General features: G+C 39.0%; 20 protein-coding genes. 7 read left to right on the top strand and 13 right to left on the bottom strand.

Annotation, left to right across the window (positions count from 1 at the left end; genetic code table 11):
- The first annotated feature begins 113 nt into the window (after positions 1-113).
- From B1C82_RS15435 to B1C82_RS15425, 3 genes are read left to right on the top strand one after another with little or no spacing between them, the layout of a single operon-like run.
- Positions 114-674 (top strand): hypothetical protein, encoded by a 561-nt coding sequence (locus tag B1C82_RS15435; protein WP_234008413.1) that lies wholly within the window; start codon positions 114-116, stop codon positions 672-674.
- A gap of 57 nt (positions 675-731) precedes the next feature.
- Entirely contained in the window at positions 732-1,406 is a 675-nt protein-coding gene (locus B1C82_RS15430; RefSeq protein ID WP_157894144.1) for a hypothetical protein, read from the top strand.
- Positions 1,407-1,465: 59 nt separating this feature from the next.
- The gene (locus B1C82_RS15425) at positions 1,466-2,134 is read left to right on the top strand and encodes a hypothetical protein (RefSeq protein WP_086448378.1); all 669 of its coding nucleotides are present in this window, start codon (positions 1,466-1,468) and stop codon (positions 2,132-2,134) included.
- Positions 2,135-2,203: 69 nt separating this feature from the next.
- Here B1C82_RS15425 and B1C82_RS15420 read toward each other — a convergent pair whose 3' ends face one another.
- Complete coding sequence (locus B1C82_RS15420; protein ID WP_086448377.1) at positions 2,204-2,848, bottom strand: YceI family protein; 645 nt, start codon at positions 2,846-2,848, stop codon at positions 2,204-2,206.
- Between the two features lie 58 nt (positions 2,849-2,906).
- On the opposite strand from B1C82_RS15420, the gene thiL reads away from it, so the two are divergent.
- Genes thiL through B1C82_RS15405 form a run of 3 tightly spaced genes read left to right on the top strand, consistent with a single transcriptional unit; the run spans position 2,907 to position 6,378 of the window.
- Positions 2,907-3,827 carry a thiamine-phosphate kinase gene (gene thiL / locus B1C82_RS15415; RefSeq protein ID WP_086448376.1) on the top strand — a complete coding sequence of 307 codons (921 nt, stop codon included), beginning with the start codon at positions 2,907-2,909 and terminating at the stop codon, positions 3,825-3,827.
- Positions 3,828-3,876: 49 nt separating this feature from the next.
- On the top strand, positions 3,877-5,205 hold the full coding sequence (locus B1C82_RS15410; RefSeq protein WP_086448375.1) for an MFS transporter: 1,329 nt from the start codon (positions 3,877-3,879) through the stop codon (positions 5,203-5,205).
- A 9-nt stretch (positions 5,206-5,214) separates the two neighbouring features.
- Positions 5,215-6,378 carry a DUF418 domain-containing protein gene (locus B1C82_RS15405; protein ID WP_086448374.1) on the top strand — a complete coding sequence of 388 codons (1,164 nt, stop codon included), beginning with the start codon at positions 5,215-5,217 and terminating at the stop codon, positions 6,376-6,378.
- A gap of 6 nt (positions 6,379-6,384) precedes the next feature.
- On the opposite strand, the gene B1C82_RS15400 is transcribed toward B1C82_RS15405, so the two are convergent.
- Complete coding sequence (locus B1C82_RS15400; protein ID WP_086448373.1) at positions 6,385-10,224, bottom strand: PAS domain S-box protein; 3,840 nt, start codon at positions 10,222-10,224, stop codon at positions 6,385-6,387.
- Between the two features lie 166 nt (positions 10,225-10,390).
- Between B1C82_RS15400 and B1C82_RS15395 the strand changes: the two genes are divergently transcribed.
- A complete protein-coding gene (locus tag B1C82_RS15395) occupies positions 10,391-10,825 on the top strand; it encodes an MAPEG family protein (protein ID WP_086448372.1) in 435 nt (144 codons plus the stop codon).
- Here B1C82_RS15395 and B1C82_RS15390 read toward each other — a convergent pair.
- Genes B1C82_RS15390 through B1C82_RS15340 form a run of 11 tightly spaced genes read right to left on the bottom strand, consistent with a single transcriptional unit; the run spans position 10,809 to position 22,028 of the window.
- Positions 10,809-11,429, bottom strand: coding sequence for a hypothetical protein (locus B1C82_RS15390; protein WP_086448371.1), 621 nt, complete (start codon positions 11,427-11,429; stop codon positions 10,809-10,811). The two genes, B1C82_RS15395 and B1C82_RS15390, sit on opposite strands and share 17 nt — an antisense overlap.
- Positions 11,430-11,456: 27 nt before the next feature.
- Positions 11,457-11,966, bottom strand: a complete 510-nt coding sequence (locus B1C82_RS15385) for an SseB family protein (protein ID WP_086448370.1) — start codon at positions 11,964-11,966, stop codon at positions 11,457-11,459.
- 1 nt (position 11,967) lies between these two features.
- On the bottom strand, positions 11,968-13,446 hold the full coding sequence (locus B1C82_RS15380) for an NADH-quinone oxidoreductase subunit N (RefSeq protein ID WP_086448369.1): 1,479 nt from the start codon (positions 13,444-13,446) through the stop codon (positions 11,968-11,970).
- Complete coding sequence (locus B1C82_RS15375) at positions 13,443-15,092, bottom strand: complex I subunit 4 family protein (RefSeq protein ID WP_086448368.1); 1,650 nt, start codon at positions 15,090-15,092, stop codon at positions 13,443-13,445. The genes B1C82_RS15380 and B1C82_RS15375 overlap by 4 nt, the downstream gene beginning before the upstream one ends.
- Positions 15,093-17,024 (bottom strand): NADH-quinone oxidoreductase subunit L, encoded by a 1,932-nt coding sequence (nuoL, locus tag B1C82_RS15370; protein WP_086448367.1) that lies wholly within the window; start codon positions 17,022-17,024, stop codon positions 15,093-15,095.
- 4 nt (positions 17,025-17,028) lie between these two features.
- A complete protein-coding gene (nuoK, locus tag B1C82_RS15365; RefSeq protein WP_162494910.1) occupies positions 17,029-17,364 on the bottom strand; it encodes an NADH-quinone oxidoreductase subunit NuoK in 336 nt (111 codons plus the stop codon).
- Positions 17,361-17,972: an NADH-quinone oxidoreductase subunit J family protein gene (locus B1C82_RS15360; protein ID WP_086448366.1), complete on the bottom strand. Its 612-nt coding sequence runs from the start codon at positions 17,970-17,972 to the stop codon at positions 17,361-17,363. Before B1C82_RS15360 ends, nuoK begins: the two co-directional genes overlap by 4 nt.
- Positions 17,966-19,024 (bottom strand): NADH-quinone oxidoreductase subunit NuoH, encoded by a 1,059-nt coding sequence (gene nuoH, locus B1C82_RS15355; protein WP_086448365.1) that lies wholly within the window; start codon positions 19,022-19,024, stop codon positions 17,966-17,968. The genes B1C82_RS15360 and nuoH overlap by 7 nt, the downstream gene beginning before the upstream one ends.
- A gap of 3 nt (positions 19,025-19,027) precedes the next feature.
- Positions 19,028-20,323 carry an NADH-quinone oxidoreductase subunit NuoF gene (gene nuoF, locus B1C82_RS15350; RefSeq protein ID WP_086448364.1) on the bottom strand — a complete coding sequence of 432 codons (1,296 nt, stop codon included), beginning with the start codon at positions 20,321-20,323 and terminating at the stop codon, positions 19,028-19,030.
- A gap of 11 nt (positions 20,324-20,334) precedes the next feature.
- On the bottom strand, positions 20,335-20,814 hold the full coding sequence (locus B1C82_RS15345; RefSeq protein WP_086448363.1) for an NADH-quinone oxidoreductase subunit NuoE family protein: 480 nt from the start codon (positions 20,812-20,814) through the stop codon (positions 20,335-20,337).
- Positions 20,814-22,028: an NADH-quinone oxidoreductase subunit D gene (locus B1C82_RS15340; protein ID WP_086448632.1), complete on the bottom strand. Its 1,215-nt coding sequence runs from the start codon at positions 22,026-22,028 to the stop codon at positions 20,814-20,816. Before B1C82_RS15340 ends, B1C82_RS15345 begins: the two co-directional genes overlap by 1 nt.
- Between the last annotated feature and the right edge of the window lie 8 nt (positions 22,029-22,036).

Raw genomic sequence — 22,036 nt, 5'->3', positions numbered from 1 at the left:
GGATGATACGGTGCACTCTTCTTATATTATTCCTTTGTGTTTTTTATACTGGCTGTCTTACAGACAAAACTTGCTCAGAGCAAGATAGGGGCTGCAGCCCTACGGCAACATTAATGAGCCTTCTTATCTCAGCACCCGAAGGAATTTACATGTATGCTACAAATACTAGTTATACCGGTAATCTATCGATCCTCGGTCCAGGATCGATAGACGCAAGTTTAAATTTTATTTGCGGGCAACAAAGGATTTTTTCGAATATTATAGATTCCAAATGTTCTAAATATGTTCCTTTGGTTTCAACTTCTCTTGTTGCTGCGTCTTCTTTGAATGCATTACATTCTGATTTGCCTGTTTTAGGAGTTCCGATTAGAGGTCCCTTTGGCACTATTATCGCTGAAAGTTATTCAGTATTATTCACAGCAGATTTAAATACAACTTTGCAAGGAGCAGGATTAGGAAATCAAACATTCTGGAGTTTCGGAGATGGGAATGGCGGTGGCGGTTTAGACACTTGCTCCAACGGAGACGACGGGACCTCTTCCAGCTTGGGACATATCGGAAATACTTTAGTCTATGTCCAAAGCAGTTGGTTTTCCACTGATTCTCGCTCCTGCTCAGAATCACATAAAGTTCTTTGTCTTTGTTATGTTCCTACTTCAGGTGGGGGCGGCTAATAACTTTATATATTCATAATATAAACTCGCAAACATTTCCAGGATATGGCAAAAATAATGAGACAACGAATTTTTTTAATATTGTTTTTAGGATTTTTAACTCAAACTTGTATGAGTACAAAAACCTGTTCCGATCACGACAGGTCTTGTAGTCTTATGGAAAATTTACTTAGTCTGTTTTCTGCTCCGTCCGGGATCTATGTATATTCTTCTATTCCGACTTATGCAGGAAACTTAGCACTTTTAGGTTCGGGCACTTTGGATGCCAGCCTTCAAACGATCTGCAAACAAGAACGAATTTTTGCTTCTGTACTTGATACTGGATGCCAAAATGTTGCTCCTTTAGTATCTACAAGCCTTACATCTGCTAATAATTTAGCATCTTTCTATTCTGATATTCCGACGAATCTTCCAATGAGAGGAGGACCTACAGGTCTTATACTGGCAGATGATTTGGCTTCTTTTTTCACCCTGGATCTACATATAACTATGGAAGCTGCAGGTTTAGGTACCACCGAATTTTGGACCTACGGAGATGGGAATGGAAATTATGCCGCTGGGGTTACCTGTAATGACGGAGACGATAATACTTCCGCTTCCACAGGATATATAGGAAGTCCACTCTTTTCAGCGGCTGGAACCTGGAATAATGTACAAGCTGCAAACTGCGACCAAGCATATAAAGTATTTTGTATTTGTTATAGGCCAAACAATTCTGGTGGAGGTGGCTGAAAAACATTTGTAATTTATAATATATTTTGAATATTCACCGTTTATCTAGGAACAGATTTATGCTGAATCGTTTATTTATACCCTTATTATTCGCCTTCTTTATACAATCCTGTATTACAGAAAAAACATGTTCTGATAAAGATAGAAGTTGTAGCACAGAAGGACTAATCTTATCACTTTTCACAGCTCCAGAAGGAATTTACATTTATTCTACTATAACTTCTTACCAAGGAAATTTATCGATTTTAGGTGCCGGCGCATTGGATGCAAGTTTGCAACAAATATGTAGCCGAGACAGATTATTAGCATCTATTATCGATTTCAAATGCCAAAGTGTGGCTCCTCTTGTATCCACAACTTTAGTTCCTGCAAATAATTTAAATTCTTTGTATTCGACTATTCCTTATAACGGAGTTTCAGTCCGAGGACCAAATGGCACACTTGTGTCTCAAGAAATGTCCACACTATTTGCATACGATTTAAAGGCTAGCCTGACTAGTGCTGGTATCGAAGGGGGACGTTACTGGAGTTTCTCGGATGGAAATGGAAACTATGGAGCGTCCTGTTCCGACGGCACGGACAATAGCTCTACGATAGGATCGGTCCTAGATCCGACTATCGTAACTCAGTCAAATTGGTTTGCCTCACAATCGCCAACTTGCAGCCAGTATCATAAAGTTCTTTGTATTTGCTATGTTCCAAGTTCCAGTTCCGGTGGGGGCGGCTGAAAATTAAGAATATCTTAAATTTCTAATAGAATGCGGAGAAAGCCATATACTCTCTCCGCTTTTTGAATTTTATTTACAATCTTTCTTTAAAGTAGATTTAATTGTAATTTCCACATCTGGCCAAAGAACAGATTTACCGTCTTTGCTCTTATGTAATTCGCTGCAAACTGTGTTTAATGCTGTCAAAGCCTTACCTGCATTCCAATTGTTTACATCCAAGGAACCTTTTGCCTCTAAAACTTCTCCAGTTAAAGTGAACTGTAAAGGAACATCTTTACTCACCCCATTCCATACAAGTTTAACCACTCCGGTTCCAGATTTCCCATCTGCTTCTAGTTTTGCAGAAGATATTGATCCTTCTATCTTTCCATTCTTCTTCAAATTTCCGAAAAATGCTCCCTTGATCTTGGGATCTCTTTCTGCATTTCCGCTATCCAGGTCTAAAGGATCGATAGAGAATTTTAATCCCTTTAATGCATCCGGAAGTTTAGTTGCGGATTTCGTTCCAGAAATGTTTACTTTAGTAAACTTACCACCCACTCCAGTTTTCTCGGTGAATTTGAAAGCTTTCCATTCAAGACCAGTTGCTTCTTGGCTTATAGAATATTTGCAAGACTCCTCTGCTGATAACGAATTGAATTGCAAACTTCCGGAAAGGGAGAATACTGAAAAAATCAGTGCGGATAGATAAAAAGAATTTATACTTGATTTCATGGCCTTATACTAGGGTTGAAATAAAACAAAGTCAAGATTTTTAGACATTGGAAAACATTTGAACGAAGAAGAACTCATCTCCTCTTTATACCCTCCCGGAAAAGAACAGGAAAACGACTGTTATTCGGATAAAGAAGGAAACTTAATCACGACTGATACGATTGTAGAAGGAACTCATTTCAGACTGGACTGGAGTCGTCCTGAAGATTTGGCAAATAAGTTGGTAGAAGTGAACGTGTCCGATATAGCAGCAGCTAACGGAACACCTCAAAAAGCATTTTTCAATTTTGGGCTTTCTCCTTCATGCAATCGAAAAGAATTTTTAGAACCATTTATCGACTCATTTAAGAAAGCATTAAATTCTTACAAGATAGAACTCTGCGGTGGTGACACTTACAGAACACAAGAGTTAAACTTAACTTTAACCCTACTAGGAAAATCAGATTCTCCTGTAGATAGAAAAGGCGGAAAACCGGGGGACAATGTATATTTAAGCGGTCATATAGGCGCTTCTCTTTTAGGTTATAAAATATTAGAAGGAGCGCATATTTCTCTTTCTCCGGATGTAAAAAAGATAGCTCTAGACAGACATTTAAGACCAAAATCAAGGCTGAACTTAAGCCGTTCTTTATATTCAAAAAACCAAATACATGCAGGAATGGATCTTACCGATGGACTCAAACAAGATGTATTCAAATTGGCAAAATCTTCAGGTGTCAAAATAGAATTAGATCTAGACAAACTTCCTTTCGAAAACGGAATAAAAGAAGCGATCGGGATAGAAGGAGTTTTAACCTCGGGGGAAGAATTAGAACTTTTATTTTTATCACCAGACGAATTACCTTCTTCGTGGGAAGGGATCTCTATCCGAAAAATCGGAACCGTTTTTGCCTTGAGGGACGGTGAATCCCCTCAAGTCAGATATTCTTACGAGGGAAAAACTTACTCTCCTAAAGAATCTGGATTTAGACATTTTTAATCAAATTCTACTTGTGCGGCCGACAATATACGATCATTCTTCCTGATCGATGAGAAACGGTCTATTTTCTTGGATTCTACCGAGTCCTTCTAAACCATTACGTCCGAAGTCGGAAGTCCAAACTTTATATCCAAAGTTTCGTTGGAGAATTTTAGAAGCCACATTCCTAGGATATTCTGTCTTTTACACTGTCCGTAACAATTTTCCAGTGGTTTCGAAGGAGATTGGCCAGGCACTCTCCTATTCCCAAGAGCAGATCGGAAACATTCTAGCAATCACAGCAATCTCTTATGGTATTGGAAAATTTCTAATGGGGGCTTTATCGGATAGAAGTAATCCAAAAATATTTATGCCATTAGGTCTTGTTCTAACAGGGATTTGTAATATATGTTTTGGCGCATCTTCAGATTACCAAACTCATTTGATTTTATGGGGACTAAATGGTTTATTCCAAGGAATGGGGTGGCCTCCTTGCGGTAGATCTTTAGGACATTGGTTCTCCGTTAAAGAAAGGGGAGAAAAATTTGCGGTCTGGAATATCGCCCATAATGTAGGAGGCGGACTCGTTGGAGTAATCGCGGCTTATAGTGCCTCTTGGTTCGGATGGAGAAATGCTTTTTATATTCCCGCTGCTCTTTCTTTCCTAACTGCTATCTATTTATATTTCAGATTATTAGATACCCCCCAGTCTGTTGGACTTCCTTCCATCGAAGAATATTCCGGAACTGAAACCGACTCTAAAAAGGTTTCTGAATCAGAAAGAGAGCTTAGCTTTAAGGAAATTTTTATAGATTTGGTACTTTTAAATAAATATATTTGGGTCTTTGCAATAGCGAACTTTTTTGTGTACATAGTAAGGTATAGTCTTACGGATTGGGGACCTTCTTATCTAAAATTTGCTAAGGGGGCGAGCTTGGAAAAAGGAGGGATCAGCACTCTTATCTATGAATTCGCAGGGATAGGTTCCACTTTACTTGTTGGTTGGTATTCTGACAAGGTAGGAGGAAAAAGAGGATTAGTCAGTTTAATTTGTATGGTCCCGATCTTATTCGCGTTATTCGGAATATTACTTATTCCTTCTGGATATTTATGGGCGGATCTTACTTTATTTGGTGTAGTCGGGTTTTTCATTTATCCACCGGTTATGTTGCTCGGAGTCGCAGGATTAGATTTTACTTCTAAAAAGGCTGTCGGGACAGCAGCAGGATTTATTGGGTTATTCGGGTATTTAGGAAGAACAGCACTTTCTAAAGGATTAGGATGGATGAGTTCATATTCTTGGTTCCGCTGGGAATATTCTATATTTATAATATTTTTTTCTGCAATCCTGGCTATAATCCTACTTGCATTTACCTGGAAATGGAAACCCAAACATTAGGAGATAAATATGAGAGATAGGATTGGGTTTATCGACTTTTTAAGAGGATTTGCACTTTTAGGAATACTTGCAGTTAACCTACCCTATTTTTCCAAACCAATGTATTTGGTTGCTTCTTTAGGAGAAAATTCGACTCTTCTGGATTCTATCGGTTCTTGGATTGTAGCATTCTTCTTTGAGTCCAAATTTTATGTATTATTCTCGTTCTTATTCGGTTATGGCTTTTTTATCCAATTAGAGAATAATCCAGAAACAAGTTCAAGAGCCAGGTATTTCAGAAGAATTTTGGGTTTAGGAATATTAGGATTTCTTCATGGAATTTTCTTATTCATTGGAGACATTCTACTTTCTTATGCAATTTTAGGGTCATTACTCTGGTTTTTGAGAAACAGATCTTCTTCTTTAATATTAAAACTTTCTCTATTTTGTATTATGATCGCTGTGTTTTGTAGAATAGGCATGAGTTTCGCAGAAATAGAACTTAAATCCCAGTTAGAAGCAAATCTCCCCCGTCTGTTAGCGGAAAGTAGAAAAGCATATTTAGGCGGATTCTGGGAAAGTAATGTGCAGAGAACCAAGGATACTATTCTCTCTATTCCATTTTTAGTATTTTACCAGTGGCCTACAGTATTCTCAATGTTCTGCTTAGGTTTTTACGCAGCTAAGAATTCCATCTTTACGGATTGGGAAAGTATAAACCCTGGATTTAAAAAACTTTTCCCTTGGATGTTAGTCCTGGGAATTTTAGGAAATTTAGTTTATACATTACATTCTCGTCATATTCTTCCAGAAAATCCAAGTGTATTCTTGAAAATTCTATATGCAATCATTGACACTTTCAGTGCACCTGCTCTCACATTTTGTTATGTATATTTGCTCGGAAATTATTATAACTCAGGGAAAAGTTTTGCTGATCGGATTTGGTTCGAAACAATGGGAAAACTTTCTCTTACCTGTTATTTAGGAGAATCCTTGGTTTGCACATGGATCTTTTGTGGCTGGGGTTTGGGATATTTCGACCAGATAGGCAGTTATATCGTTCTATTATTAACCGTTCCTATTTGGATTTTCTTTGGAATAGTGTCTCTACTTTGGAAAAGTAAACTTTCTTTAGGTCCTATGGAATGGGTCTTAAGATCTTGGACTTATTGGCAAAAGATCAAAATAATTTAAGCACAATCAACTCATCCAGCGGAAGATAATCCGAGCAAAATCAGCTTTTATTGCAGGTTTACTAATATAATCATCCATGCCGGCTTCTAAACATCTTTCTCTTTCGCCGGAAACGATACCTGCGGTCACAGCAATAATAGGGACTCTAATGCCATCTTTTTCCAAAACGCGTATTGCTTTTGTAGCTTCGTATCCATTCATCTCAGGCATCTGGATATCCATGAATATCAAGTCCGGGTTAATTTCTTTATACTTATCTACTGCTTCACTTCCAGTCTGGGCCTCAACACATTTTGCTTTTGGAAGGATCTTTTTAACGATACTTTTTGCGAGCATCATATTTACAGAATTATCCTCTGCGATCAAAACGGTTGCAGTTTTTTCAATTCTAGGAACTCCCTCCTGGTCCCTACCGTTTAAAGGAAAAACAAAAGGCTCTCTTAAAATCTGATTTTTAGCGAGAATATCAAATAATTTCTGCATATGAATCGGCTTAGAGATTACTTCTTGGATTCCTAATTTTCCCGACTTTTCCAAGAGTAATTCACCTTCTCCAGGATCTACAATCAACGCGATCGGTTGGTCTTCACTTCTTATCTTTAAATCTTCCCTTACCTTTCTGACCAATTCTAAACATTCACCTTCTGGCTTATCACATTCCATTAGGATCATATCGTATCTATTACCGCTCGACAATACTTGTAACACTTCCTCTTCGTTTTGAGAGAAATCTGCAGGAATATTTTGTTTAGATAGCATGTCACCGATCAACTTTATGTTCTCTCGATTTTTATCTGCTACCAAGACCTTTTTGATTGAGCGAAGTCTAATCCAATCTTCTCCTAATATTTCTGAAATATTCAACTTTAGATCGAAATAGAATGTACTTCCTTTTCCCAATTCGCTTTTTAACTGAAGTTTACTTCCCATCATCGACAAAAGTTTATTAGAGATGGCGAGCCCTAGCCCGGTACCTCCGAATTTACGAGTTGTAGAAACATCCCCCTGAGTGAAAGCTTCGAATATTTTGTCTCTTGCTTCGGGCGCAATACCAATACCTGTATCTCTAACGGAGAATCTGAACTCTCCCTCCGTTTCTGATGTTCTGTTAAGAAGTTCTATCTTTAATACAATCGCACCTTCCTCAGTAAATTTTACCGAGTTACTAAATAAATTTACTAGAACTTGTCTAAGCCTGACATTATCCACTCTTACGAATCTAGGTACATCCCAGGCTACATTAACAATCAATTCTAATCCCTTTTTCTGAGCCTGGAATTTGATTGTATTCACAATTTGACTGCAAACTTCTAAAAGGTTAGTCTTTTCGTAGGAAAGTTCTAACTTTCCGGCTTCAATTTTTGAAAAATCTAATATATCATTAATAATATCGAGTAACGATTCGGCAGATTGAAATACAGTCATCATATACTGATGCTGAGTAGCATCCATGGATGTCCTAAGTAAAAGGTCTGAGAACCCGATAATCCCATTCAGAGGTGTCCGGATCTCATGGCTCATATTTGCCAAGAAATCTGATTTAGCTTTATTTGCTTGTTCAGCGGCTATTTTCGCTTTTTTTAATTCTTCTCTCTGAAGACAACTTTCAGTGATGTCTTGGGTAAACATCATTATTCCGCCTATAGAACCATCCAATTGATACCAAGGTCTTACTTCCCATCGAAGGTATTGATCATGATCCCAACCTTCAGGTCTCCAGATATCCTCATCATTTTTTGAAACTTCTCCGGATAAACATCTTTGGTGTATGTCCTTCCATTCTTGAGAAATATTAGGAAATACGTCATAATGGGAGAGACCAATTATATTTTTACCAGACAAGTGATACTCGACTAACCATCTTTCGCTAACTGCAACATACTTGATCTCTGCATCAAACATTGCAACAGCAGCAGGCGCATGTTCAACGAATGCAGAAAGTCTTGATCTTTCTTTGATTGCTTCAAGCTCCGCTTTCTTTCTTTTGTCTATATCGTATAAGGCTCCGAATATTCGAACACACTCACCATTTTCAAAATCGGCACTCCCCACTGTCCTGACCCAAAGTTCATTTCCTTTAGCAGTGACGATCTCCATTTCTAAATCGTATGGAATACCTTTTTCTAAAAGTTGCTTAACGGCCTCGGTAATTTTTTCCCTACTTTCCCCTTCTTTAACAAATTTTAAACCTTCTTCGATATTAGGGACAAAGTCAGGAGGCACCTCGTGCATTTCCTTGGTAACGGAAGACCAAGATCCGACATTCCGCTTAAGATCCATATCCCATCCGCCGATTCTGACCAATTTACTAGTCTGTTCTAATAGCTCCTTAGCGTGAATAAGTTGTTCCTCGGTTTTTTTAAATTGATCGATATCCATGATCTGGGAAATGAAATGGTTTGGTTTCCCTTCTGCATCTCGAACCAAAGCTACCGAGAGAAGAACCCAAACTACCTCTCCATTTTTCTTAACATAACGTTTTTCTAAATGATAACCGGATCTTTTTCCTTCCAAGGTTTCAGATACTAACTGCAGATCCTTTCCAAGATCCTCCGGATAAGTAATATCTTTAAATGTCAGTTTAGATAATTCTTCCCAATTGTAACCAAACAGTTTGATTAAGTTTCCATTTACCTGGATCCATTTACCTTCCGGATCCAAAATTGCCATTCCGATTGCTGAATATTCGAAGGCGCTCTTAAAAGAACTTTCCATTCTTTTTCTTTCACCAATATCCCTCGCAATCTCTGCGGATCCAGTCAGCTTGCCGGAAGAATCGAACATAGGAGAAAGTGTAATAAACATTTCTTTCCAATGTCCTTTTTTGTCTTTGCGGACAGACTCAAAACGAATAGTCTCTTTTTCCGCGATCATCCTTTGATTGATTTTTAATTCAGAATCTTTTGAATCTTTTGAAAGTAGACTTTCATAATTCGATCCCAAAATCTCGTTAGCATTATAACCGAAGATCTTTTCCGCGCCTCTATTCCAGGAGTTAATTGTTCCATCCAGATCCTTTCCGATAATTGCATCGTCCGAAGCTTCCACAATCCTCGCCAATTTCAAATTGGCAGCTTCCGCAATCTTGATCTGGGAAATATCGTTTACGATAACTGAAAAACCGACGACCTTACCTTCTCGAATATCAGGTAAATATTTGGCTAAAGAATAGCGGAAACTTTTCCCATCGGCAGAGGGGATCTTTCTTTCGAATAATTGTGGCTCCCCTTTTAGAACCTTTTCAACATGAGGATAATTTAATTTAAATAATTCCTCACCCAAAACAGCCTTCATATGTAAGCCGACTATTTTTTTGGAATCTATTCCGAACCATTTTTGATACGCATCGTTTGCCAGCCGATTAATCAGATTGGAATCCCAGTAACCAATCATGTCTGGCAAGGCATTGATCACCGAAAGGAAATCTAATTCCTTTTTCATCAAATTCAGTTCCGATCCTTTCAAGACCGTGACCCCGCCGATACAAATACGATCTCCGGATTGATCTCCAAGAATGATAATTTTAGTATCTGTCTCTATTTCGTTGCCTAGAAGAGTTTTGTAGCAAATGGATATAGATGCCGATTCAGAAGTTCTTTCCAACTGACGATCGATGAGTTCATAATCGTTTTTAGAAAAAAGATCTTTCCAAGAAAGCGGAGAAAGGTTTTGGTCTTGATTGGGAAGTCCTAGAATAGATCGAAATTTAGGATTGATCCAAAAGCTGGATCTGTCCGAAAGATCCAAGGCCCAGATACCATCCATTCCTTCGGCCTGAGTGAACTGGAAAGCCTCCCAATCTTTTTGTATCCAGTGATAGACTAACTTTTCCAGGGATTTTTGCATTTTGTATATTAGGTTATTAGACGACGATAAAGGGGCCTTAGATTATTCAAAAAGTCGCTGGAGTCAATGAAAATAGAAATGGAAGATTTTGAAATTCTGTGTCTTTTGCTTGCAGATTATAATGCAAAACCATTCCATTTCTATTTTTGATTTAAAAGGTTTATAAATGCAAAAAGAATATTGGCTTTTACCGATCGGAGCGTTAGTTCTACTGACTTTTTTCGTATTACTACAAATCCCAATTCGTCGCTTATACGCAGGATTTATAGGAAAAGTAATCCCGGACGATTTTAAATTCGGAGAATCCAAAAATGTTCCTCAATGGGTGACTATTGCAAATCGGAACTATATGAATCTATTGGAAATGCCCTTATTATTCTATCTAATCTGCTTGATACAATACTTAACAGGTTTCATTGATCCCTTAAATTTTCAACTATCATGGATTTATGTGGCACTTAGGACTTTGCATAGTACCATCCATCTCACCTATAACAACGTTATCCATAGATTAATCATATTTGCGATAAGCAATTTGATCTTGTTCGGGATATGGGTAAACTATTTCAAAAAATTTTTAGAGATCACTTTCTGGGGATAAAAATTTCCTTAGATAATGCTCTATCTAAAGTTTTTAATCCCATAAATCGTCCTAATCTTTCGTATTCTCCACTTGGAGAATAAAAAGGACTTAAAAATATAAATAAAATCTGATAATAGTAATCGTATGTTTCTGTTAAATCTACAGAACCTAAAAGTTCTCCCTTCGCATTGTAAAAATCTGTACTCATTGCAAAGGAACCTTCTTCTCGATAAGGACGGAAACCCCAACCTTTGGAAAATGCGTAATCTATCCCTCGATCTTCTGCTTGAGATTCTACGATCTTAATTTGGACTTTTAGATCTCCATCAACAGAAGTGCCAACCTCTCTAAATAATCCGGAATCCTCGTATGCGGAAATAAGCAGATTAGTCCAAGATTCTTCTCTGTTTTTTTGTTCTTCTTCTTCCAGATTATAAGCATGATCATCCTTTTCAGGGATATAGATCACTTTAAGAGAAACTTTTTTATAATGTTTTAATACTTTGCCCTCGTTTAAAGCAGATGGAGTAGAAAGTTCCGATCTCGAAACAATGATACAATTAGCAAAGAAACCGGATAAAAGCAGAAGATAGAAAATATATATTCGAAAAGTAGAATACATGGGAAGCGTTCGATGAAAAAAGAAGGATTATTTTTCTTTTTGCAATAATTCCAAATGATCTCTGGAGAGCAACCATAACGTAGAACCCGGATCGATAGCCACCCCTGAAACACCCTTATTCTGTAGACCTAAGGCCCATAATTCCCGCGCAGTGATCGGAACAAGTGCAGTCTCTTTTTTGAAATAACGGAATGATTCAGAAGGATGGGAGAATGCAGGCAGGAACACTCTACCATGCTCATCACTTACATATAATAATACGATCGGTTTCGGTCCTTTTTTAGGAGAAGTTTTCTTTTTTTTAGCGGCTACTTTCTTTTTGGGTTTTGCTTTTTTAGCAGCAGCTTCCTCACCTGCATGAGGGATTAGAAAATAAGCTTTAGTAAGTTCGGCGGAAAGTTTTTCTAAATTTTTCTCAGAACGATTTTTAGAATAAAGATAGATTGCCTCTCTGAAGTTCGCATTTTCTCCATCGAATTTAGGTATAGGTTCAAAATATTCTTTAATAGAAGAAAGAATTTTTTTTAAATTGGACATCTTACTTTTGTAATTCAGCGGATTTGTTTGCGAATTTTAAATTATTCAAATCTTTAGGTTGGATAAAATACCAACCTACTAAAACCGCCGCCAAAGAAATTGCAGATACGAATATCACTCCGTAACTTGCTTTAGGAGAATCTAATTTAGATATTTCTCCATCTTCAGAGTTCATATATGTAAATATTCCAACCTTCACATAATAGTATAACGCTAGTGCTGAGTTTGCGATCCCACCGATGAGTAACCATCTTGAGATTTGATCCGTTCCTTCTGTAATCTTTTGGAATAGGAATAATTTTGCCCAGAAGCCTCCTAAAGGAGGAATCCCTGCTAAAGATAGGAAAAAAATGAATAATGCAAAACTAGTCCAAGGCCTGGACTTTGCGAGTCCGCCAATAGATTCATACGTTACATGACGATTGCCTTCTTCCAAGAAAGAAAGAATAGCAAATGCTCCCAGGCTCATAAAAGAATATATGATCAGATAGAATAAAGCTTCTTCTTTTCCACCCAAAGAAATTCCTGCGACTACGTAACCTGCATGAGCAATAGAAGAATATGCCAAAACTCTCTTCAAACTTGTCTGTTTTAAAGCCACAAAATTCCCGTAAGTCATGGACATCAGAGCTAAAATTCCCATGATCCAGGTCCATTCTCTTCCAGAAACGGAACCAGGAAGTTTTGAAAAAACAACTAGTAATAGTCCCATGGAAGCGGACTTAGAGGCAGTAGCCATAAATCCTGTGACTGGAGTTAATGCACCTTCATATGCGTCAGGTGTCCATGAATGATAAGGGAATAACGCGATCTTAAACGAAATCCCAGTTAATAGAAGTAATAATCCGATTTTCGTAAAATTGGAATCAAATCCTGAACTAAGCAAAGGTTTTAAAGAATCTTGCAAATGTGTAGTGCCTGATCCTCCGAATAGGAACGCCATTCCAAATAAGAAAAACCCTGTAGAAAAACTTCCTAAAAGGAAATACTTCAAGCTAGCTTCTAAAGAATAAACATCACTTCTTGCCATTCCAACCAGAACATACAAACACACTGACATTAATTCCAATCCAACAAAGATCGTAACGGTGTCTGTTCCGGAAGTCATCAGGAACATCCCGACTACTGAGAAAAGAAGAAGAGGATAGAACTCCGGAAATTCCATATTATGTTGTTCTAATACTCTTGGAGAAGCAAGAACAGTGCAGAATGCGGCAATTAAATATAATGCTCCAAACCAGAACCCAATCGTAGAAATCTCATAGTGTCCTGAAAAATAAGATCCAATTCCCGGGTTTGACTGAGAAATAAACAATGCTAAGAACGCAGCAATCAATACCAGTCCGGAGGTAAATCTTACGATCCTAAATTCAAATCCTTGGAAAAAGAACTGCAATCCAAGTAACAATATCCCTCCTCCGGAAAGTACCAGAATAGGAAGTATAGAAATTAGATCGTTGGAATTTGGAATTAAATTCATTCTTCCGCCTCTTGGGACACTGTCTTTTTAGCTGGGATCCCCGTTCCTCTTCCAGAACTGATCCTATCCTCGTAACTAGGAGGCTCGACGCCCAAGGTCCTATAATTTATAAATTTCTTCTTGGTGTTTCTCAAATTACCTTCTTGTTCCAAAAAGGCTCTTTCTTGCAATGCTTGATTAGAAGTCAGGTTCAATACCACTCTTGCACTAGGTTTCAAATACTCGAGCAGAATATTAGGGAAAATTCCAGTTAATATTATAATTCCTGCAACTAAGGAGATTATAAATTTTTCCCTCAAATTTAAAGGGGACAAACCTGAAGATAAAGCATTTGGTTCACCGAATAATAAGTGTTTTGCAAAGTATAACATATACCCAGCAGCAAAGATCACTGCAGATCCTGCTAAGAACCCATAAATAAGACTATATTTAAAAGTTCCGATTAGAACTAAAAATTCTCCCACGAAACCGTTCGTGCCAGGAAGACCAGCACTCGCAAACGCTGCCAGGCCAATCGCAACTGCCAAGAACGGTGCAGATTTCGCAAGGCCGGAATAATCTTTTAATTCATTCGTGCCGGTTCTTTCATGCAAAAATCCTAATATAAAGAAGAGAAGTCCTGAAGTGAATCCATGATTCACCATTTGTAACATTCCACCTGCCACACCTTCTTCAGTAAGCGTTAAGATCCCCAAGATACAGAACCCCATATGAGAGAGAGAAGAGAATGCAATTAGACGTTTGCTGTTTTTCTGAGTTAAGGCCACGAGGGCTCCGTAAACAATCCCAGCAACAGCAAGGGCGGTAAGTAAGTTACGATATTCTAAAAATACCTGAGGGAAAATCGGGATCGCAACTCTTACATAGGCGAATAATCCGATCTTTAATAGAATTCCAGCTAAGTCTACAGAACCGACAGTAGGCGCTTCCTCGTGAACATCGGGCATCCAAGTGTGGAAAGGAAATAATGGGACCTTGATCGCAAATGCAAAACTAAATCCTACAAATAACCAAAATTTAATATTTGCAGGGATAGAATTCAGGGAAACTACTGCTAATTCTTCTAAATCGAATGTATGAGTGTAATGATATAGAACCAGAATACTCGCGAGCATGAAAACAGATCCGGTAAAGGAGAATACCAGATATTTCATTGCAGCCTTAATTCTTCCTTTTTCTCCCCAGATCCCAACCATCAAAGTGAAAGGTAAAACCATCCATTCCCAGAAAACATAAAATTGGATCAGGTTAACAGAAAGAAAAACCCCGATAACTCCGGTTTCTACTAAAAGAAGAAGTATAAAAAATTCTCGAATCCTATGCTTTACATTAGAAAAAGCAGATAAAGCCGAAAGAAAGAACAGAAGTGCGGACATCGTCACAAGCAATAAAGAGAATCCATCTACTGCTATATGATAATCCAATCCTCCTGATTGTAATTCCAAGAAGTTCCAGATCTTATGAGTGAATTGTAAGCCGCTGTCCCCTTTTAGGAATTCCAAAAAGAGAGGACCGGTCATCGCAAGAACTCCAAAAGTTACTATCGAAGACCAGAGTCGGATCCACTTTTCGTTTTTAGAAATAAATAAGAAAGGGATCCCTAAAACAGGAAGAAATAATAGAATGCTTAAATAATACTGGGGCACTTAGATTCCCCTCCATAAGAATACGGACAAGATCAACACGGTCCCTAAAACAATTAGAAAAGCGTAATCTACTACGGTTCCCGTTTGGATTCTACGCAGTAGCGAAGATACTCCCCCGGAGAACTTTCCAGTTCCAGTCAAAACTTTATCGATTAAACGTTTTTCCACTACTTCTGATAAGAATTCGGAGAAGGCAAAGATCGGCCCAATCAAAACGTTTTTGAAAATTTCATCTATGAAATACTTATTTGCAGGAAGAATTCTCCAGCCGGTATAAGAAGATTCATCTATAGGTAATTTTTCTTTTTTACCAAAGAAGAACCAATAGATCCCAACTCCTAATAGAATTGCTCCTAAAGAAAGTCCAGCTAGTAGGAGTTCCAACTGATGGCTTAAATGATGGACTTCCAAAACACCTTTTTGCTGAGAATAATACAATAATCCTTTTGCAAAAACAGGAGAGAAGTATCTCTCTAAGAAATCAATCCCGCCTCCCAAGGATTCAGGAACCAATAAATATCCGGAAAATGCTGCACCGAATGCCAGGATCACTAATGGCACTGTCATGGTCCAAGGAGATTCATGCGGATGCACATTGGGAGAAACTCTGGACTTACCAGTAAATGCCAAAAACGTTAGGCGAAACATGTAAAATGTTGTTAAGAATGCAGTAGCAATCCCCATTCCAAAGAATACAGGATGAAAATAGAATGCTTTTTCTAAGATTAGATCTTTCGAGAAAAACCCACTAAATGGAGGAGCTCCTACAATCGCTAAGGTTCCCAAAAGAAAGGTCAACCAAGTGATCTTCATCTGGGATTTGAGCCCTCCCATTCTTCTTAAATCCTGCTCATCAGATAATCCGTGGATTACGGAACCGGATCCCAAAAACAAGAGTGCTTTAAAGAATGCGTGAGTCAGTAAATGGAAAAGTCCCGCCACATAAGCGCCGGTTCCCATTGCAACAAACATATAACCTAACTGAGAAACAGTGGAATAAGCTAAAACTTTTTTGATATCGTTTTGATAAACGCCGATGGTTGCCGCAAAAAAAGCTGTGAATGTTCCAATACAAACGATCCAAAAACCTACTTTAGGAACTAAAATAAAAATAAAATTCAATCTCGCGATCAGGAATAATCCTGCAGTCACCATTGTTGCGGCATGGATCAATGCAGAAACTGGAGTTGGTCCAGCCATAGCATCTGGTAACCAAACATGGAATGGGAACTGAGCGGATTTGCCCATTGCACCTATAAAAAAGCAAATCGCCACAAAAGGAAGTGCGTTCAGCAAAAACTTTGCCTGAGGCAAAGATTCTGAAATTGTAATAAAAGAAACGGAACCTGCCAACCAATAGGTGAGAGCAATTCCCCCAATCATAGCCAAGTCTGCTATCCTATTGGTAACGAACGCCTTGATACTTGCCTGCGCCGCATTTTCTTTATGTGTATCAAAGCCGATCAGAAGATAAGAACAAAGTCCCACACCTTCCCAACCGAAAAACAGGACCACCAAGTTTTCCGCTAAAACCAAATGGAGCATGAAGAATACGAACAAATTCAGATAAGAAAAAAATCTTCCGATGCTTGGATTTCCTTTCATGTATCCAATCGAATAAAGATGGATCAAACTTCCGATCCCTGTTATGATCAATGCCATAAAAAGAGAAAGTTGATCTACTTGGTAAGCAAGATCCGCTTTAAAATTTCCGACTTCTACCCAATTAAATAGAGTTACAATTTGAGCATCTTGTCTTTCTAAAGGATGGAACTGAAAATAAGCGAATACACTCGCAGCAAAGGAAACAAAAGAGAGCAAGGTTCCGATCGAACCAGAAAGACCTTTCCAATATCTTCCGAATAATGCGTTTAGTACGGATCCAAGAAGAGGAGAAAAAACTAAAACCGGTATAAGGATTTCCCAACTCATTGCATTACCATTTCATTAAATTCATTTCGTCTACGAAACTGGTCTTTTTCTTTCTATGAATTGCAACCACTAAGGCAAGACCGATCGCTGCCTCTACTGCTGCGATCGCCATCACGAAAAACACCACCACTTCTCCCTGGACCTGATGAAGTGATTTTGAAAAAACGACAAATACCAAGTTTACCGAGTTTAACATGAGTTCTATACTCATGAAGATGACTACAGCACTTCTTCTGAATAAAACACCGGCAACACCGATAGAAAAAATGATACAGGAAAGGATCAGCAGATATTCCACGGGGATTCCCGCGAGAGTTGGTTTCAGAATTCCCGGATTCATGGCTCCCCTTCTTCTGTTTTTTTACCTAAATTCTTTTTCCCCAATATAACTGCACCGAGTACGGCGGCTAAAAGTAATATGGAAACTATTTCAAAAGGAAGAAGATAATCTAAGAACATAGAACTACCCACCACAGCAGTATTCCCTTCTGCGATTACATCCGCTTTTCCTTCTTCCGATTCGGATAGAGTATATTCGTAAGAACCCGACTCAGAGTATCCTTTGGGAGAGGCTTCCGTATTTGGAATACCTTCTCTCACTGAATGGATCAACACGATTGCAAGCAATGATACCACGGAAAGAACCAAAACTTTTTTAATTGGATGATTCCAAAGTTTTGCGATCCCTTCGTCATGCAAAGAAAGAAGCATCAAAACAAATACTACAAGCACCATTATAGCGCCTGCATATACTAACACTTGCATTGTGGCCACAAAGACGGAACCGATTACCGCATAAATTCCAGCTAACGCAAAAAAGGAAAGCACAAGTAAGACAGCAGAGCTAATTGGATTCGGATGAAAGACTACTCCTAAGGCTCCTGCAACTAACACTCCGCTGAATATAAAAAAGAGCAGAAGCTGAGGATTATCGAATATTCCTACCATTTCCAGAAACCGTCCAAACCAACGTACACGCTTGCGATTATTATATTTGCCACTGCCCAAGGGATCATTTTTTTCCAACCGATTGTCATCAATTGATCGTATCTGAATCTTGGCAGAGTCCATCTTACCCACATAAATAAAAATGCGAAGAATAAAACCTTAAGAGTAAAAAACCCAAGTCCTGCCCAGGCCTGCCAAATAGAACCGCTCAATAAACCAAAAGGAAGGTGATATCCACCAAAAAATAGAATGGTGACCACACAACTCATAGTGATCATATTCATATATTCCGCAATGAAGAATAACGCGAACTTGAACGCGCCATATTCTGTATGAAAACCTACTACTAGTTCTGATTCTGCTTCCGCTAAATCGAAAGGAAGTCTGTTAGTCTCAGCAAACATTGCTACAACAAAAACAGAAAATGCAATAAAGCCAGGAAGTTTAAAAATATTCCAAAGGCCTATCTGCGCATCATTGATATCTGTGAGTTTTAGAGATCCGGTCAAGATCACGATAGCCGCCACAGACAGACCGAGAGGCAATTCGTAGCTAATCATCTGAGCCGTGGCACGTATCCCACCAATCAAAGAATATTTATTATTACTGGACCAACCAGCAAGAATGATCCCATAAACCGAAAGACTAGAGATCGCAAACAAGAACAAGATCCCCGTGTCCGGATTTGCGATCTGCAGATCTAAATATGGAGAACCGATTTCTTTTGCAAGCCACTCTGGCAAAAGAACCGTTCCACCTAACGGAACAACCGCCCAAGCCATGATTGCACAGGTCATAGATATCGCAGGGGCGATCAAATACATGACCCTGTTCACATTTTTAGGAAAGATCTCTTCCTTAGTTAAGAACTTGATCCCATCCGCCAAAGGTTGCAATAAACCTAATGGACCTGCACGATTAGGACCTTTTCTGTCTTGAATAAACCCGGCTACTTTACGTTCTGCTAATGTATAATATGCACAAGCAGTGATGAACACTAAGAAAAAAAGTGCACTCTTTAATAACCAGAGTAGAACTACATTCCAATCCACGGTTTAGACTCCAGTCCGAGCAGGAATTTGTTCTTCTTTGCCTGCTTTGTCTTTTAATCTGGCTTCGAATTCATGTTTGAATTTTAAGATAGTAGGCCTTACTGCACCCACACATGCGTCGGATAAAGGACAGATTGTAGTTCCGCCTTCCATATTTCTAGCCAAAGAAAGAATTAGATCCAAGTCTGCACTTGTGCCTTCTCCTTCTCTGATCTTATGAAGCAGGTCCCTTACCCAATGAGTACCTTCTCTACATGGAGTACATTGCCCGCAGGACTCATGAGCGTAAAATCTTGCAAATCTGTAAGTGGTTTCTACAAGGTCAGTACCTTCTCCGATCACGATCACCGCTCCGGAACCAAGCATTGTCTTATGAGCCGCCATGGATTCGAAATCCATATTTGCGGTTTTACATTCTTCTGCTGTCAGGATAGGAACGGAAGAACCCCCCGGGATCACAGCTTTTAACGGAACATCGTCCAGCATTCCGCCGCAAAGATCATTCACTAATTCTAATAAAGGAGTCCCAAGTTCGATCTCGTACACTCCAGGCCTTTTTACATGACCAGAAACAGAGAACAAACGAGTGCCTGGAGATTTTTCGGTACCTATCTTAGAATACCAATCTGCGCCCTTGTCCAAAATATGAGGAACAGTAGAAAAAGTTTCCACGTTATTCACCACAGTAGGACAACGATATAAACCTGAAACAGCAGGAAATGGAGGTTTTAATCTTGGATGGCCCCTACGACCTTCCAAAGAATTGATGAGAGCAGTTTCTTCTCCGCAGATATAAGCACCTGCTCCTGCATATAATACCAGATCAAAATCAAATCCGCTGCCTAGGATATTTTTTCCCAGATACCCTTTTGCATAGGCTTCATCGATCGCCTTTTGCATGGAGTCGATACCTTTATTGAACTCTCCGCGGATATAAAAAAATCCTTTGTTTGCACCGATCGCTTTAGCACCGATCACCATTCCCTCGATGATCTGGTGGGGAAGGTTCTCAATCAGTTTACGATCTTTGAATGTTCCAGGTTCTCCCTCGTCCGCATTACAGATAAGATATTTTGGTTTTGGAATATCTTTTGGAATAAAGGACCATTTAAGTCCCGTAGGGAAACCAGCGCCTCCTCTTCCTCTCAAACCTGATTTTTTGACGATCTCTATAATTTCTTCCGGCGCAATTGACAGAGCCTTTTTCATTCCGTCATAGCCGTGAACTGATTCATAAAATTCTAATTCATTCGAACGAGGATCATCTATAAATTTAGTAAGGATTTTCATTTCTGCCATAACGTTTCCCCTTAGGTCAAATCCTTCAGGATCTCATCCATTTTTTCGAACGTTAGATTTTCATAATATGCATCGTTGATCTGGACCATTGGAGCGTATCCGCAGGCGCCCAGACATTCCACTTCTTCCAAAGTGAATTTTTTATCAGGAGTAGTTTCTCCCAATTCGATTCCTAAACGAGAGCAAAGATGTTTTTCGAGTTTATCATTTCCTCTCATATAACAAGAAGAAGTTCCGCAGATCTGGATATGATACTTACCCACGGGCTTTTTATTATATAAGGTATAGAAAGTGGCGACTCCATAAACTTGAGCAAGAGAAATAGGAGAGCCGATCTTTTCCGCAAGCGCTTCCATTCCTTCTCTGTCTACAAACCCTTGTTCTTTTTGTAGGAGGTACAACCCTGGAAGGATCACACTTCTTTTATCAGGGAACATCTCCAACAGTTTGTCTAATCTTGCAACTGATTGGGAGGAAAATTGATAACTCATCAGCAGTCCAACTCCCCTGCGATCACATTCATAGAACTCATAGTAGCGACCGTATCCGCAAGAAGTGAACCTTTTACTAATTCAGGGAAAGATTGATAAAACCAGAAACATGGCCTGCGAACATGTACTCTCCAAGGAGACTTCTCCCCTTCGGAAACGATATAAAATCCGAGTTCACCGTTAGCGGCCTCGGTTGCCATATAATATTCACCCTTAGGAACTTTGATACCGTGCATGATCAATTTGAAATGGTAGATCAACTCTTCCATATTCTTATAAACCTTGCTCTTGTCCGGAAGATAAATATGAGGAATGTCCGCATGGTGAGCGCCTGTTGGAAGACCGTTGATCAGCTGTTCTACAATACGAAGAGATTGTCTCATCTCTTCCATACGTACAAGCGTCCTATGAAGAACGGAACCGTCCTCTCCTACAGGAATATCGAAGTCCACCTTATCATAGAACATATAAGGATCGTCCTTACGAATATCCCAAGGAACTCCTGCAGCTCTCAAGTTAGGGCCGGAATAACCGTAAGAGATAGCATCTTCTGCAGAAATACCTCCCACACCTTCCGTTCTATCCATAAAAATTCTATTATTTACGAGTAATGACTGGAACTCTTCTATCGCAGGACGAAGACCCTTGATGATCGTCTTCACATCCTTTTCGAATTCGGGATAAATATCTTTTTCGAGTCCACCTACTCTACAGAATGTAGTGGTAAGTCTTGCACCTGTGAGTTTTTCTAAGACTTGATAGATATTCTCTCTATGATGGAATAAATGTAACATCCCAGAGAATGCACCAAGATCCACACCCAAGATACCATTGCAGATAATATGGTCCATCACACGAGAAAGTTCAGAGACGATCATCCGAACGTAAGTGACCTTATCCGGAACTTCTATCTGGAGCATTTTTTCGACAGTAAGTATCCATCCAATATTATTCAAAGGAGTGGATACGTAGTTCATCCTGTCGGTGCAGACTAAGAACTGATTATAAGTATAACGTTCTCCTAATTTTTCGAAACTGCGATGTACATAACCAATCACAGATTCTGCATCCACTACCCTTTCTCCATCTAGCTGGATCACATTCTGCAAGATCCCGTGAGTAGAAGGGTGAGAAGGCCCTAGGTTTACAAGAAGATGTCCTTCTGGGAGTTTTTTCTGTTTGAGGCTGAAATGTTCCGCTGTCTTTTCATACATCGCTGCCA

Origin of the sequence: Leptospira venezuelensis, assembly GCF_002150035.1 — a bacterium.
GTDB lineage: Bacteria > Spirochaetota > Leptospiria > Leptospirales > Leptospiraceae > Leptospira_B > Leptospira_B venezuelensis.
Note: the sequence above shows the minus strand (reverse complement) of the source record. Positions and strands in the feature narration are given on the sequence as shown.

What these genes read in the sequence shown, in the direction of transcription:
- B1C82_RS15435 (WP_234008413.1), top strand. Translation starts at nt 114, where the DNA reads ATGAGCCTTCTTATCTCAGCACCCGAAGGAATTTACATGTATGCTACA.
- B1C82_RS15430 (WP_157894144.1), top strand. Translation starts at nt 732, where the DNA reads ATGAGACAACGAATTTTTTTAATATTGTTTTTAGGATTTTTAACTCAA.
- B1C82_RS15425 (WP_086448378.1), top strand. Translation starts at nt 1,466, where the DNA reads ATGCTGAATCGTTTATTTATACCCTTATTATTCGCCTTCTTTATACAA.
- B1C82_RS15420 (WP_086448377.1), bottom strand. Translation starts at nt 2,848, where the DNA reads ATGAAATCAAGTATAAATTCTTTTTATCTATCCGCACTGATTTTTTCA.
- B1C82_RS15410 (WP_086448375.1), top strand. Translation starts at nt 3,877, where the DNA reads ATGAGAAACGGTCTATTTTCTTGGATTCTACCGAGTCCTTCTAAACCA.
- B1C82_RS15405 (WP_086448374.1), top strand. Translation starts at nt 5,215, where the DNA reads ATGAGAGATAGGATTGGGTTTATCGACTTTTTAAGAGGATTTGCACTT.
- B1C82_RS15400 (WP_086448373.1), bottom strand. Translation starts at nt 10,224, where the DNA reads ATGCAAAAATCCCTGGAAAAGTTAGTCTATCACTGGATACAAAAAGAT.
- B1C82_RS15395 (WP_086448372.1), top strand. Translation starts at nt 10,391, where the DNA reads ATGCAAAAAGAATATTGGCTTTTACCGATCGGAGCGTTAGTTCTACTG.
- B1C82_RS15390 (WP_086448371.1), bottom strand. Translation starts at nt 11,429, where the DNA reads ATGTATTCTACTTTTCGAATATATATTTTCTATCTTCTGCTTTTATCC.
- B1C82_RS15385 (WP_086448370.1), bottom strand. Translation starts at nt 11,966, where the DNA reads ATGTCCAATTTAAAAAAAATTCTTTCTTCTATTAAAGAATATTTTGAA.
- B1C82_RS15380 (WP_086448369.1), bottom strand. Translation starts at nt 13,446, where the DNA reads ATGAATTTAATTCCAAATTCCAACGATCTAATTTCTATACTTCCTATT.
- nuoL (WP_086448367.1), bottom strand. Translation starts at nt 17,024, where the DNA reads ATGAGTTGGGAAATCCTTATACCGGTTTTAGTTTTTTCTCCTCTTCTT.
- nuoK (WP_162494910.1), bottom strand. Translation starts at nt 17,364, where the DNA reads ATGAATCCGGGAATTCTGAAACCAACTCTCGCGGGAATCCCCGTGGAA.
- B1C82_RS15360 (WP_086448366.1), bottom strand. Translation starts at nt 17,972, where the DNA reads ATGGTAGGAATATTCGATAATCCTCAGCTTCTGCTCTTTTTTATATTC.
- nuoF (WP_086448364.1), bottom strand. Translation starts at nt 20,323, where the DNA reads ATGGCAGAAATGAAAATCCTTACTAAATTTATAGATGATCCTCGTTCG.
- B1C82_RS15345 (WP_086448363.1), bottom strand. Translation starts at nt 20,814, where the DNA reads ATGAGTTATCAATTTTCCTCCCAATCAGTTGCAAGATTAGACAAACTG.
- B1C82_RS15340 (WP_086448632.1), bottom strand. Translation starts at nt 22,028, where the DNA reads ATGTATGAAAAGACAGCGGAACATTTCAGCCTCAAACAGAAAAAACTC.